10 protein-coding genes are annotated in these 14,091 nt (G+C 51.6%); 3 read left to right on the forward strand and 7 right to left on the reverse strand.

Annotated features, from left to right (window positions below; all coding sequences use genetic code 11):
* Positions 1-41: 41 nt before the first annotated feature.
* A complete protein-coding gene (locus tag CBE72_RS18885) occupies positions 42-929 on the forward strand; it encodes a tetratricopeptide repeat-containing protein (protein WP_100145721.1) in 888 nt (295 codons plus the stop codon).
* A gap of 67 nt (positions 930-996) precedes the next feature.
* Here the strand turns inward: CBE72_RS18885 and CBE72_RS18890 are convergent, their stop codons facing one another.
* The 4 genes from CBE72_RS18890 to ggt form a co-directional block, all read right to left on the reverse strand.
* Complete coding sequence (locus CBE72_RS18890) at positions 997-3,048, reverse strand: TonB-dependent receptor (protein ID WP_100145723.1); 2,052 nt, start codon at positions 3,046-3,048, stop codon at positions 997-999.
* A gap of 350 nt (positions 3,049-3,398) precedes the next feature.
* A complete protein-coding gene (locus CBE72_RS18895) occupies positions 3,399-3,812 on the reverse strand; it encodes a DUF7079 family protein (RefSeq protein ID WP_100145725.1) in 414 nt (137 codons plus the stop codon).
* A gap of 368 nt (positions 3,813-4,180) precedes the next feature.
* The gene (locus CBE72_RS18900; protein WP_100145727.1) at positions 4,181-6,268 is read right to left on the reverse strand and encodes a hypothetical protein; all 2,088 of its coding nucleotides are present in this window, start codon (positions 6,266-6,268) and stop codon (positions 4,181-4,183) included.
* Positions 6,269-6,816: 548 nt separating this feature from the next.
* On the reverse strand, positions 6,817-8,559 hold the full coding sequence (gene ggt, locus CBE72_RS18905) for a gamma-glutamyltransferase (protein WP_100145729.1): 1,743 nt from the start codon (positions 8,557-8,559) through the stop codon (positions 6,817-6,819).
* Positions 8,560-8,651: 92 nt separating this feature from the next.
* On the opposite strand from ggt, the gene CBE72_RS18910 reads away from it, so the two are divergent.
* Positions 8,652-9,833 carry a GNAT family N-acetyltransferase gene (locus CBE72_RS18910; protein WP_167387699.1) on the forward strand — a complete coding sequence of 394 codons (1,182 nt, stop codon included), beginning with the start codon at positions 8,652-8,654 and terminating at the stop codon, positions 9,831-9,833.
* Here CBE72_RS18910 and CBE72_RS18915 read toward each other — a convergent pair.
* The 3 genes from CBE72_RS18915 to CBE72_RS18925 form a co-directional block, all read right to left on the reverse strand.
* Positions 9,830-10,444, reverse strand: a complete 615-nt coding sequence (locus tag CBE72_RS18915; protein ID WP_039033377.1) for a LysE family translocator — start codon at positions 10,442-10,444, stop codon at positions 9,830-9,832. The two genes, CBE72_RS18910 and CBE72_RS18915, sit on opposite strands and share 4 nt — an antisense overlap.
* A gap of 149 nt (positions 10,445-10,593) precedes the next feature.
* Positions 10,594-11,634, reverse strand: a complete 1,041-nt coding sequence (hppD, locus tag CBE72_RS18920; protein ID WP_039033461.1) for a 4-hydroxyphenylpyruvate dioxygenase — start codon at positions 11,632-11,634, stop codon at positions 10,594-10,596.
* A gap of 71 nt (positions 11,635-11,705) precedes the next feature.
* Positions 11,706-12,866 carry a homogentisate 1,2-dioxygenase gene (locus CBE72_RS18925; protein ID WP_100145731.1) on the reverse strand — a complete coding sequence of 387 codons (1,161 nt, stop codon included), beginning with the start codon at positions 12,864-12,866 and terminating at the stop codon, positions 11,706-11,708.
* Positions 12,867-13,110: 244 nt separating this feature from the next.
* On the opposite strand from CBE72_RS18925, the gene CBE72_RS18930 reads away from it, so the two are divergent.
* Positions 13,111-14,025, forward strand: coding sequence for a LysR family transcriptional regulator (locus CBE72_RS18930; protein ID WP_093983391.1), 915 nt, complete (start codon positions 13,111-13,113; stop codon positions 14,023-14,025).
* Positions 14,026-14,091 lie beyond the last annotated feature (66 nt).

Raw genomic sequence — 14,091 nt, forward strand, 5'->3', positions numbered from 1 at the left:
AACAGTTGTTGTCCTCCGCGCTGATAGAGAGATGTCGCATAATGTATATTCCTCCTGAAATCAATCTATTGTCACCTTTTACTGCGGACGAGCAGCCCATGGGACCCTATCCTTCATTGGGCTTTCTGCCTCTGTTCGATGCCGAGCTCGGCAACGGTGATTACTTTGGGCTCTATTGGCCCTTGGGCCGGGAGACAGAGGCGCCGATTGTCTGTGACATGTGGCACGATGAGGCCAAGTTGGTACCGGCCTTTTCCGGCGCCGGTAAATTTGTTGCCTGGCTCGAAGCCAACGACTGGGAGCGCGGCGATGAAGAGCCGCAAGACGCAGACTTTGCGCCAATGTTGGTTCAGCGCGCCAAGGCGTTTTTTCGTGGAGCAGAGAAGGGGCCAGCCAAGCAGGACGATATTGAGGCAGGCATTGTTTTACTGCAGCAGGCCTGCGAGCAATTACCGGAAGTGGGTGACTATTGGTTTGCACTGGCATCGCAGTTAAGGCGTTTGGGGCGAAATGAACTGGCGGCTCATGCTGCTCTACGGGCGTTTCACAGTAATTGGGCCTTCGGCATCCCCTCCGATGGCGTAATGCGAATGCTCAGCCAGGTGCAGTTGCAAACCTATCTTGAAGATGATCCCTTCATCCGCCGGCTCGATGGCTTTAAGCTGGGGTTCGGCGGTGAAAAGCATAACGACAACTATCCCATCATGCTGGCGGCATCCAGGGAGTATCTGCAGGCTGGCCAAGTGCTGCCCGGATTGATGTTGTATCAAAACTATGCCTATTCCATGTACTTTGAGACTCAGGCCTTTCAAGAGCGCTATGGGTTTGAGCTGACTCGTTGGCAAAGCGAGTTTTCCGCCTTGTGTTTAACGCACTTAGGGGATGATCGCCGCGTGAGACTCAGTCATGAAACGGCTTGGAAGCCGTAACTCTTGGTCAAAGGGGCTTCAATAAAATTAAAAAGGCTCCCTTGGGAGCCTTTTGGCTTATCTAAGGTTAAAACTGGTAGGTGACTGAGACCCCAAAGTTACGGGGATCGACTATCGCCGCATAGCCATCCGGGTAGTTACGGGCTGCCGGAGAGCGGCTCAACACGGCTTTCTCATCAAAGGCGTTGTTGACGAAGGCGTTGAAGATCCAGTTGTCTGTCTCATAATTGAGCGACATACGTGCCAGCACATAGTCACCGGCAACTCGTTCCTCTGTGTTCTCAAAGTCACCATAGTACTCACCGACATAGTTGGCGGAGACACTGAAGGTAAGCTGATCCGTCAGCCAATACTGGGCACCGAGATTGGCGGTCATTGAGGGGGCCGAATCCAGTTCATTGCCCTTGGCAGAGGCATAACCTTCTCCAGGTTCCTTGATTTCCGAACTCAACAGCCCAAGGCCGCCGTGCAGGCGCAGATCCCGGGTCACCATGGCTGAGGCTTCAAACTCGGCACCATAGGTAATCACCTTGTCCATGTTGATAACCCGTCTGGCAGAACCTGTGGCCTGATATCCGTCGTAGTCGTTGTAGAACAGGTTGGCGCTCAGGTTGATATTACCGCCATCCAGGCTGGTTCTCAGCCCAAGTTCATAGGCGTTAACGTACTCTTCATCGTAGAAGTAGAACTCATTTTCCGGGAAGCCTATCGCCGCACCGGCGGCGTTGTAGCCACGGCGACCGCTTAAGGAGACTGTGGTCTCGGCATTGATATCATATTGCAATACCAGCTTGGGCAACTTGATGGTCTTACTGTTGTCCAGGGTATCTTCTATGGGCGTTTGCGGCTGCTTCATCCAGAAATTACGCCGCTGGGATTCCCGTTCAACCCGGCCTCCGGCGGTGATCCTGAAGTCATCGGTGACGTTATAGGTAAATTCGCCGAAAACCGCCTTGGAGTCACTATTGTCGTCGCCGCGATAAACAGTACCGCCAATACTGTTGAAGTCTTGATCGCGCTTGAAATAGTAGAGGCCGATAAAGCCGCTGTAAAGCTCGCTGTTAAGGCCAAAATGCAGCTTGGTTTCAGCCGTGGTGTTGGACTCCTCCATACTCACCACTTGCTCGGTAGCAGGATCCTTGTCATAGGTATCCATCACCCAGTGGTAGTTCATTCTGGCCAGCAAGAAGTCGACCGAAAAATTGTCACTTATCCTGTAGTCCAGCTTGATGCTGCCGGTATCTGATTCAGTGTCCATGTTTCTGGGGTTGATGGGCTGATACTTCCAGGGATCGTCACCACTGAAGTATTGCCGTCCCGTGTTGCCGCGCTCATGGTTTTTGGCATAGCTGAGCATGGCCTTGAGGCCGTCAATGGCTGCGGGTTCCCACAGGAGTTTGGCTCTTATTCTGTCTGTGTTGAGCTTATTGAGATCAAAGCCAGGCGGGTTAGCTTCATGGATAACCGGGTTGGCGTAAGTTTCACCATCGGTATGCTGCGCCGATAGGCGAAAGGCCAGCTCATCCTCAATCAAAGGGCCGGAGATGGCGGCGGCCGAGTCTATATATTGGCTCTCACTGCGATAACCCACCCGAGCGGCACCCTGCCAGTCAAAAGTCGGATCCTTGGTCTTGATAAACATGGCGCCACCTATGCTGTTGCGGCCATTACTGGTGGATTGGGGACCACGGAACACTTCAATCTGCTCTATGTCCCACATGCCGGTATCGCCGGTCAAATCCGCCATAAAAGGTTCTGCCACACCATCGGTTATGGTAGATACCCGGGTCTTGGCGCCGCCGGAAACCCCACTAAAGCCGGTGGCGGCGCCGTTACCGGAAACCCCGCGGATATTGGGCATTTGCCCGGACAGCACTACCAGGTTGGGTATTTCAGAGATGGCGTCATGCACCGATAGGTATTGCAGCGTCTTAAGCTGCTCCTCGGTGATGACAGATACAGATGAACTCACGTCTTTCAATGATTTCTCTGTCTTTTCCCCCAAAACGACAATTCTTTCGATTGATTGATTTCCGCGCTCGACAGCATCATCGGCAAAGGCCGGTGATGCCAGCATAGCGAGCAGCAGGGCATTGAGCTTAAACGTGTAGCTAGGCATGAGTATCTGTCCTGATTAACAAATGAAGCGATTGAGAAACTAAGCGTTGAGTGGGGGCAAATTTATATTGTTATAAACATGAGTGCAAGTGATAATTATTATCATTAAGAGTGATTGTGGTTGAATGTAGGGAAATCTTTTGTAGAAGAGATAAATTGGATGTATGAAATGAGTTGCTGCAGATTTTAGAGCTGGCATCTGAGTGTACTTAAGGTAAGTTGCTCAGGCACGTTCGATGGTTTGGAGCAAAGGGGAGCTCTATATCTCAGTCAGACTGGAATCAATATGACTTTGGCCGTTGGAAGCCGCTGCCGCCCAATGCTCAGCGGCTAAAGACTTTGAGGGGCAAGTTAGCGTTGGTTATTGCGCCAACTTTGGATCTGCGCCGACAAGAGCTGCCAGTGAGGAGCTAAGTAACGGGCGAACACTTTATGTGCTAGGCGTTGTTTCAGTCGCAGCCAAAGGCCGGGAGACGTATTGAGACGTAACACAATATTCTCTTTGAGCCACTTTTCATCAAACCCGGCCCACTCTCCACAGGTATCGAACAGATTAGGGCCGCATACCGGTGCCACTTCGCGGTACAGAATATGTTCCAGCTCCGGCAGGGAATAGGGGGAAAGCGCGCATATCCGGGTGATAGCTGGGTAGTGCATGGTCACATCCGTGTCGAGAAATAAGTCCGACAGAGCGCTCCATACTGCTTGGCGCTGGTAGAGCGATTCAAGGAGTTGTTGTTCTGTTTGACAGTGGGATTCAGCCATAGGGTCCTTCCTTTGGGGCTTTATCTGTGCCGAGAGGTTAACCAAAGCGGGGAGTACCTGCAAGCAAGATGTGTATTATTTAAGCATTGGCTTGCTTGGTTTTTGAGCTTTTTATCTTGAATTGGATGCGAGTTTTTACAGAATTTTTTACAGAACGTTTTATATATGGCTATTGGCTTGGGAAAGTACTGACACTGCTGTTGACTCTGTCCTGGATAAACAGTGATAGGCTAAATTTTTAAATAATAGAGAGTTGCCCGTTGGAATTAACCTTTTGATACGGGCAACTCAAAGATCCTAAACAGTATCAAATTAAATTTAGGCTAAGAAACCTAAAGTCAATCGAGTCTGTTTATGTCGGAGTAGGCTTACTCGTTGTTACCTTTGCCAGTCCATTCAATGTTGGTTTTAATCTCTTCGACCAAACCGGCATCGTCTTCGGCCACATGGCCGATAACGCTATAGATCTTGCCAACAACAGGTTGTGCAATATTGAACTGGGCTGAGCAATATTGGATGCCATTCTCTTCGCCGGGGAACAGTTCGGCTGGAATACGATACTCCATGCCTTGGTAACTCAGGTTCAGATCGTAGAATTCACGTACTTCATCACAGCTGAAGTCGGTGTTAGGCACATCGAAGTACAGGCCAACATGGGCACCGCCGTTGTCTGCCGCTGTCATCTGCATGGTCAGGTGACCCAATTGATAGGTGGCGTCTGTCGTTGCCGGAAGTTCAGCGGTAAACATACGATTGGCCGCATCATCATCAGATTCGATATCCAGGCGCTTTTCTACTTCATCGGCGTTGGCAAACAGAGTATAGCGACCGCCCCACATTTGGGCGACTTTGGCTCCTGTACCCACCCCGGCGATGGCGTCGCTCAGCTCGATGGTTTCTTGATGTTCAACACCTTCATCATCGGCATATTCCAACACCATCTGACCTTTGTCGTTGATGAGGTAAGTGGAAACTTCTTCTGTTGCCAAGTTTGAGCAGTCGCTCAGGTTTTCAGCCGTGCGGACGTTACGTAGTACAGAATTGTTTTTAAATTCCAGTGTGTCACACCAAACCTGCATTACACCATCATCATTTTCATTGGCAGAACCCCATTCAGTGGTGAACCAGGTTTTACCTTCCAATGGGTGTTTTGGCTCAGGAGCGATACCGTTATCGGCAACCTTGACTTTAAGATCGGCTCTCACAGGCGCATGTTTGCCGTCATTAACTGTCACTGTGATCACAAAGTCACCGGCTACCACAGGCTTGCCGGACAAACGCAGTGAGTCGCCTTGTTCAATTTTCAAGGTGACACCTTGCATGTCGGTGGTGGCGTTGAAGGTCAGTTGATCTTTATCCTGATCGCCAAACAGGTCGTCCAGTTCAATAGTCTGATCAATCTGTGTTCCCACTGTCAGCGCCATGCGCACCAGTTCAGCCTCGAGTTCAACCTTTTCGGCAGGATTGATGACAGGAGCATGGTTGATACTGCTGACTTCAATCTCAATTTCCAGTGGGTAAGAGCGGGCCCCTTTGCTGTCGGTAGCGTAGGCATGCAATTCGATTTCGCCGGCGATTTTAGGGGTACCGCTGAGTACGCCTGTTTTGGCATCGAATGCCAATCCGAGAGTTTCCAGCGCTACGCTGCCATCTTCCTCCATCACGCTCAATTCAAAGGCATCATTGTCTTTGTCGGCAAAGGCTGCGGCTAAATCGATAGGTTCGATGGATTGATTTAACTCAAGGGTAATTGCCTGAAGTTTATCCTGCTCTGTTTTGGACAGGGCGATATGAGGTCTATGGTTGGCTTCAACGCTACCTTCAGGAGTAATCACAGGCTCATAATCGTTCAGATCATCACCTGCATCGACTTTGGCTGCGACATCTTCAACCAACTCTTCCAGGTATTCTTCAGCCACATCGGGTTGAGAAACCAGAGTTTCACCAACAATATTCAGTGCCTGAGCAACCTTGTCGCTGCCGCTCTTGGCTACATAGTCACCAAACAAGAGTTCAGAGTCGGCTTTCAAACCGGCAAATTTGGCAGATACGGCTTTCTGGGCATCCGCTTGGGATACACCCTTGTTAGCATCCATATGCTTGACTACCAGATCAGTCATGGGACTGATCACCTGGCTGTTTGCGTCTTTGCTTGCCTGAGCTTTCAATTCAAAAGCTTTTTTTACTACGCCACGACTTTCATCTATGGTCTTGTCGGCAATGGCTTTCACACAGATTTTTTGACCCAGATATTGGTTGTCAATCTTGGCTATGCCGCCTCTTCCGGTTGTTGCCAGCTTGGTTTGACAGTTGTCACCGGCATAGATTTCGGCATTTACCAGATAACCGTCAATTGCTTTTACCGTGAATGAGTTGGTTGTGGTGTCGTTATCGCTGCCACCACATCCGGCCAGCGCCAACGTGATTGAAGCGGCAAGAAAAGTCGTTTTTTTCATTTACTATCCCAAAATAAGTAAACCTGAGCGCCTCAGGTTGTCCAATTTCCTTTCCCTTGATGAAATAAAGCTTCATTTCAAAAGGGGGAGAAAGGATACATTTTATAAGGGAAAGATAAATTGATTGAGTTCACATAAAATTCTCGATTAAAAACAATGCAATAACTTAATTTGCTGTTGTTTCAAATTTCATCAGTCAATGCGGTATTTCCGTTTTAAATAGCCTTTTTTGCTTGGAATTCCGAAGTGCTAGCAGTAATAAAGTGTGGAAAATGCCCCTTAAAACACGCTAAGTGTGTTTTTTTGTTGTTTTGTAACAAGGGGCTGTGAGTCATGGCCTTGGGGGCATGCAGGTCAATTGAATTTAGCTGATAGCAATCGCCCCGGCTTGCAGGGCTTTCACCACACTCGGTTTTTGTATTATTCGACTCAGGTAGGCGGTTATGCCATCGGTCGGATACCTTAACCGCCAATTGTCTTGTGAGCCTGAGTGTCACTAGGAATTATCCGTATTGTCCCTAAGTGACAGTTTCTAGAGAACAAACGGCTTAATATCCCAACGCCTCACTGCCGGCACGGCGCGGATCCGATGCACCAAATTTACCTTCTTCGGTCACCATAATGCTCTGGGTGCTACCCATGGCACTTTTGACCTTGACCTGGTGGCCCATGGCTTCCAGCAGCGCTATGGTGTCACCATTGAGGCTGCGCTCAACCCGAATTTCATCCGGCAACCACTGGTGATGCATCCGCGGCGCAAAGCTGGCTTCGGCGATATTCAGGTCGTGGTCAATCACATTCATGATGATCTGCAGCACTGTGGTAATGATCCTGGCGCCCCCCGGGCTGCCGGTAACCAGAAACGGCTGACCGTCTTTCATTATCATGGTCGGGCTCATGGAGCTCAGTGGCCGCTTGTTGCCCTGTACCGAGTTGGCTTCACCGCCCACCAGACCATACCCGTTGGGGGTGCCGGGTTTGGCTGAGAAATCATCCATCTCATTGTTCAGCAAAATCCCTGTGCCATCGGCCACCAGCCCAGAGCCATAACTGAAGTTGAGGGTATAGGTGTTGGATACCGCATTGCCCCATTTATCCACGACCGAGTAGTGAGTTGTCTGGTCACTTTCATAGGGTGCCAGCTTGCCGGGTTTGATCTGGCTTGAAGGGGTGGCGTGCTTGCTGTCGATGCTCTTGGCCAATGTCTTGGCATAATCCTGGCTCAACAGGGCTTTGACCGGCACAGGATAGAAATCCGGATCGCCGAGATACTCGCTGCGATCGGCATAGGCCCGTCTCATGGCCTCGGCCATAAGATGCAAAGTGGCGGCGGTGTTATGGCCCAGATCATGGATGGGGTACTGCTCGAGAATGTTGAGGATCTCTATGATATGAATACCACCCGATGATGGCGGCGGCATGGAAACCACCTCATAGCCTCGATAGTGTCCGCGCACCGGCTGGCGCTCTATGGCTTGATAGTTGTTGAGATCCTCAAGGGTCATGATGCCGCCGGCGGCCTGAATGGCACTCACCAGTTTCTCGGCGGTTTCCCCTTGGTAAAATCCTTTGCTGCCCTGTTTGGCAATCAGCTCCAATGAGTGAGCCAACTCAGGTTGCTTGATGATGTCGCCCGGTACAAAGCTGCTGCCATCTGCCTTGTAGAAGATAGCGGCAGAGCTTGGCCATTGGGAAATGCGGCGCTTAACCCCATTGAGGGAGTTGGCTAGATCTGAAGTAACGCTGATCCCATCCCGCGCCAGTTTGATCGCCGGGGCTATCACTTGCTCCCGTTTCATGGTGCCATACTTGGACAGGGCCAGCTCCATGCCCATCACAGTGCCGGGAACGCCTACCGCCAGGCCGTGCTCGCGGCTGAGTTTATTGACCGCATTGCCCTTGTCATCAAGGAAGATATCCCTGTGGGCCTTGGAAGGAGCCATCTCCCGATAGTCTATAGCTATGGTCTTGTTTTCCTTCGCCAGGTGTACCAGCATGAAACCGCCGCCACCTATATTGCCGGCCCGGGGCAAAGTCACTGCCAGGGCATAACCCACGGCCACAGCTGCATCTACCGCGTTGCCGCCTTGCTTGAGAATATCTACCCCGATACGGGAAGCCAGTGCCTCCTGGCTGGAAACCATGCCATGCTTGGCCCAAACGGGCTGGGCTGTGGCCATTTCACTGTAAATCGAGGATTCATTGGCGGTAACTTGTGGGCTGTAACTCAGGGTGGAGGCTGTTGGCAGAGCCAGAGCGACGGCGAAGATCAGCGGTTTTATCAGACGCACTATATTTCCTTATACTGCTTTTGCTTAAGTTGCTATGCAATGTGCCGCCAATTATCCTTGATTGCAAGTTTGCCTCGGCATATGGAATACATTTGGACAATAAGCACTGGCAGTGGCGTTTTGCCGCCGGCATTGATGAGATCCCCGCCGCCGAGTGGGATCTGTGTCTGGCTGAAGATGGCCAAACAGAGCCGGACAACCCCTTTTGTCGACATGCTTTTTTGAAGGCGCTGGAACAAAGCGGCAGTGTTTGCGCCGCAGCCGGCTGGCAACCCATGCATTTACAGCTGTTTTGCAACGACAGGCGGTTGGCTGTGATGCCGCTTTATCTCAAGGATCACTCCTGGGGCGAATATGTGTTCGACTGGGCCTGGGCCGATGCCTATCAACGCCACGGTGAAGCCTATTATCCCAAGTTGGTCTGCGCCATTCCCTTTACGCCTGTCAGCGGCCCAAGACTCGGGATAGCGCCCGAGGCCAGGGCGGCGGCCGCTGATATCCAGCAGGCGCTGTGGAAACTGTTTTGGCAACTGCTCGAAAGCTATTCCTCCTGGCATTGGCTGTTTGTCAGCAAGGGGCAGCTCGAGTCATTGCGGCATTTGCCCCAGACTTTGGTGCGGGAAGGCACGCAGTTTCATTGGTTTAACCGGGGTTACAGCCAGTTTGATGATTTTTTGGCGCGGCTCAACTCGAAACGGCGCAAGAATATTCTCAAAGAGCGCCGTGCCTTGGCTGGTTTGCAGTTTGTCTGGCTCAGGGGCGATGAACTGCAAGATTGGCACTGGCAGCTTTTCTATCGCTGCTATCGGCAGACCTACCTGAAACGCTCCGGCCACGGGGGGTATCTTCAGCCCGACTTTTTCAAGTTACTCGGTAAGTTGATGGCATCTGAGGTGCGTTTGCTCCTGGTTCACCGAATGGGCGAAGCGCCGCAACAGGTGCTGGCATGCGCGCTTTATCTGCAGGGGAAAGATACCCTTTATGGCCGCTATTGGGGCGCACTTGAGGAGATCCCGGCGCTGCATTTCGAGGCCTGTTACTGGCAGGGGATAGACTACTGTATCGAGAACGGCCTCAGTTGCTTCAACGCCGGTGCCCAGGGGGAGCACAAGCTTATCCGCGGTTTTGAGTGTGTCACCACCTATTCGCTGCACGGGATAGCGCATCCGGGCTTTCGAGAGGCGATAGCCGATTTCTGTCAAACAGAGGTCGGCAACAACCGCTTGTATCAAGCGCAGTTGCAGCAGGCCTTACCCTACAAAAAGGGCGATTAACCCAGCGCCAGCCAGACACCGACCCCCAACATCAGGCTGCCGGCTATCCGGTTGAGCAGGCGGACATTGTTGCCACGGCTCAAAAACAGCCTCAGGCTCTTGCCGCCGTTGGCATAGGCCAGCATGCAGATGAGCTCGGTACACATGATAATGCCGATGAGTGCCGTCAGTTGCGGTGCCATAGGTTGCTGCAGATTGATAAAGGGAGGCAGCAAGGAAATCATAAAGGCCCAGCCCTTGGGATTGGCAATGGCGGTGACAAAGCCTTGGGAGATCAACGCCGTGCGCTTGATACTTCGGGGTTGGTCCAGATTGGCCATCTTGCCCTTGGCCCGCCACATATTGATGCCGAGCCAGATAAGATAGGCTCCGCCAAGATATTTGAGTCCCTGGAAGATCATCGGATGTTTCAACATAATCGTGGCCACACCCAGCACGGCCGCCAAAGCCACCAGGGCGACCCCCACGACTTCACCCAGCATCATCCACAGAGTGCGGCGCACCCCAATGCTCATCCCCAGTGTCATGGCCAGGGTCATGCACATTCCCGGGGTGACGGAAACAAAGAAAAAGGTTGGAATAAAAGCGGCGAGCAGGGCGTAGTCTTGCATTTTGGGTACAGCTGTCTCTCAAAAAGGGAGATCAGTCTAATGAAATCCTACCGGGTGACAAAGTAAAAAATTGCAGCGCTCAATATACTAAGGCGGAAAACAAGAGACCGATCATCAGATCGGTCTCAAACGGGGGATTTCGTTATCGGTTACAGCACGCCACGCTTCATTTGATCGCGCTCGATGGATTCGAACAACGCCTTGAAGTTGCCCTCGCCAAAGCCGAGGTTGTTCTTGCGCTGAATAATTTCGATAAAGATCGGGCCGAACAGGTTTTTGGTGAAGATCTGCAGCAGATAGCCACTGTCATCCCCGTCCACCAGAATTTGATGATGCTTTATCTTGTCGCGGTTTTCCGTCACCTGCGGCACCTTGTCGAAGATGGTGTCGTAGTATTCAGGGATGATGTCCAGGGTCTCGATTGAGGTTCCTTCCATGGCATCGAGCGAGGCGACGATATCCCGGGTGCGGAATGCCAGATGTTGCACGCCCGGGCCGTTATATTCGCGCAGGTACTCATCAATCTGGTTTTTGTCGTCACCCTTGCCCTCATTGATGGGGATACAGAAGCTGCCATCGGGAGAGCGCAGGGCGTAGGAGACCAAGGCGGTTTGTACGCCGCTGATATCGAAGTAACGCACTTCGGTGAATCCGAAGATATCCTTATAGAAATCAGACCATTGTTCCATAGTACCCTTGTGGACATTGTTGGTCAGGTGATCCACTTCCATAAAGCCTTTTTCAGGGACTATCACAGGGGCAGGCAGGTCGACAAAGTCTGTCTTGTAGATATTATTCTGCTCGCCGAAACGGTCGATGAAGTAAATCAGGCTGTCGCCTATACCATAGATTGCCGGGTAGGGCAGATCAGTGTGGGCCTGATCTGCCGGGCGGGCGCCGCGGGATACCGCCAGTTGCAAGGCATAGTTGGCATCTTCTACCCGCCAACCCATGGAGCAGATGGCCGGGCCATGGTGCTTGGCAAATTCGGCGCTGAAGCCTTGACGCTCCTTGTTGAGCAGAAAGTTAATGTCATTCTGCTTGTAGTAGAAAATCTCCCTGTCCTTGGCTTTTTTCAGCATGGAGAAACCAAAGTCGATAAAGACCTGGTGCATGAAATCACTGTCCGGGGTTGCAAACTCGGTGAATTCGATACCGAGCAGTCCCAGTGGATTCTTTTCGCTTGCCATTTCTATGTCCTCTTCAATGATGTTGCTTGCGGCCATTCTCTGATGGCCTTGCTGGATATTCGGGTCCGGGCTCAGCGTTCGAGCCAGGAGCGGTTGTAATCTGTACTCATGCAGCTCTGCACATGGGTGGTTAACTGCAGCGGGGCAAAGGTATCCACCATAACGGCGTATTCATAGGTGTCTTTCTTGCCGATGGAGGCTTCGGTGCGCCCGGGCTGCGGCCCATGAGGCACGCCTTTTTGATGCAGTGTCAGGTAACCGGCTTCTATGCCGGTGCGGCTCATAAAGTCGCCATCCACATAGTAGAGCACCTCGTCGCTGTCGATATTGTTGTGGTAGTAAGGTGCCGGGATAGCCTTGGGATGGAAGTCGTAAGGTCTGGGAACAAAGTTGCAGATAACAAAGTTGTGGGCGGTAAACACCAGATGATCCGAGGGGGGCAGGTGAATCTTGCCTACCTTGGGCGCGTACTCTGTGATGTTGAAGGCCCAGGGGTAGACAAAACCGTCCCAACCCACCAGATCAAAAGGATGCCATTCCAGCTGAGTCAGCTGATACTTGTCGCCAAACTTGCTGACCAGTGGGAATTCCCCTTGCTCGACCCTGGCCTCTGTCAGTTCGGGTACCCGGATATCCCGCTCGCAATAGGGCGCCGACTCCAGCAACTGGCCATAGTCATTGCGAAAGTGTTTGGGGATCTCCACCATGGAGAAGGACTCGATCACCAACAGGCGAACATTAGTGTAGTCCTTGAATTTCAACTGATAGGTGGTGCCGCGGGGGATCACCAGATAGTCCCACTTTTGCACCTTGAGCTTGCCGTATTCACTTAAGAGCTCGCCTTCACCCTCGTGGACAAATACCACCTCGTCGGCGTAGGCATTGCGGTAGAACAGCTCGGTATCCTCGGTGACTCTGGCAGTATAAATCGCCAGATCCTGATTGAAGAAAATCTTGTTGCGGGCACAGAAGAAGTGCCCCTGCCTATCGGCCTGTTTGCTGTCCAGTTTATAGTTCTGTACCAGGGAGTCCTGCCACACTTCACCATGGCTGAGCTCAAAGGGCTCAACGGTTAACGCCTTGGTAGGCATATTGTGGTGGTACTTGTTGGAATAGATATTGGAAAAGCCATGGGTTGAAAACAGCTCTTCACGGTAGAGTTCACCGGATTGCTTCTCAAATGCGATATGGCGCTTGTTGGGAACCTGCCCCTGTTTTACATAAAATGGCATCTGACTCTTCCTTGGTGGCGCTTGCTGTTAACCTTCGTTGGGAACCTTCGGCGGCCACTGTTGTTATTCTTGTTCTCTTTGCGCTCTTGTCTGTCGGAATTGCCGGTCGCTAGCAGCGCAAATGAGCCGTTTTTGTGATCTATCTTTCAATTTAGTTGCGTGCTTGTACAAAAAAAAGAATAATTATTCGGCATACTCAATCTAAAAATTTGATTGTCTTGTTGAATTTACGGGAGTGTAAACCTTGCGTATCGATATCGACGCCTTCAATGTGCTTAAGGTGGTGGTGGAAGAGGGCAGTTTTGCCAAGGCGGCAGAGCGTCTGCACAAGGCGCAGTCGGCGGTCAGTTATCAGATAAAGAAACTGGAACAATATCTTGGCGTTAATCTACTTGACCGTAATCAATACCGGGCCGAGCTGACTCACGAAGGGCGGGTTATTTTAGCCGAGGGACAACGCTTGCTGGCGCATCTTGGCAATATAGAACATCTGGCCAGTCGTTTCAGTGAGGGTTGGGAGCCCAGGTTGGAGCTGGTGATAGACGGCGCCTTGCCGATGGAGCCTATTATGACTGCCCTCAAGCGCATGACAGAGCATAAGATCCCGACCAAAATCCAGCTTAATATGGAGTTTCTCGGTGGGGTACAACACAGGTTTGAGCGCGACAGCGCCGATCTTATGTTGGTAAAAGACTATCGCAGCGGCCCCAGTTACCACCCCAAGCCCCTGCCTGCCATCACCAGTGTGTTGGTGGCAGGTAAAGACCACCCCTTGACTTCGCGCCGCGGCATAACCCTGTCCGAATTGCAGCAACATGTGGAGCTCACCATCGAAGACTCATCACCGGTCAAGAGCCAGCGCGATGAGCTGCAGTTTGGTGGCGACAAGGTCTTTTATCTCTCCGGTTTTATCATGAAAAAGAACGCCTTGCTCAAGGGCCTGGGTTTTGGCTGGATGCCGGATTTCCTGATAACCGAAGAGCTGGCTTGTGGTGATTTATGTGAGCTGGACTTTGTCGGCGGCAGCCGTTTTCGTTTTATTCCTCAGTTGGTGTCGACGCTGGAGCGACCCCTTGGCCGTGCAGGAAGGCTGTTTACCGAGCTGATTCTGGAGGAGTTTGAGCGCTTTCAAGGGGATAACGCCAGCGGTCTGGGTTGAAGCATTCTGTTACTTTTTACTCAAATTACATCCGCCTCCTCACTTGCTGTTTTGACATTTTATGTC

This window comes from Shewanella carassii, assembly GCF_002777975.1.
Taxonomy (GTDB): Bacteria; Pseudomonadota; Gammaproteobacteria; order Enterobacterales; family Shewanellaceae; genus Shewanella; species Shewanella carassii.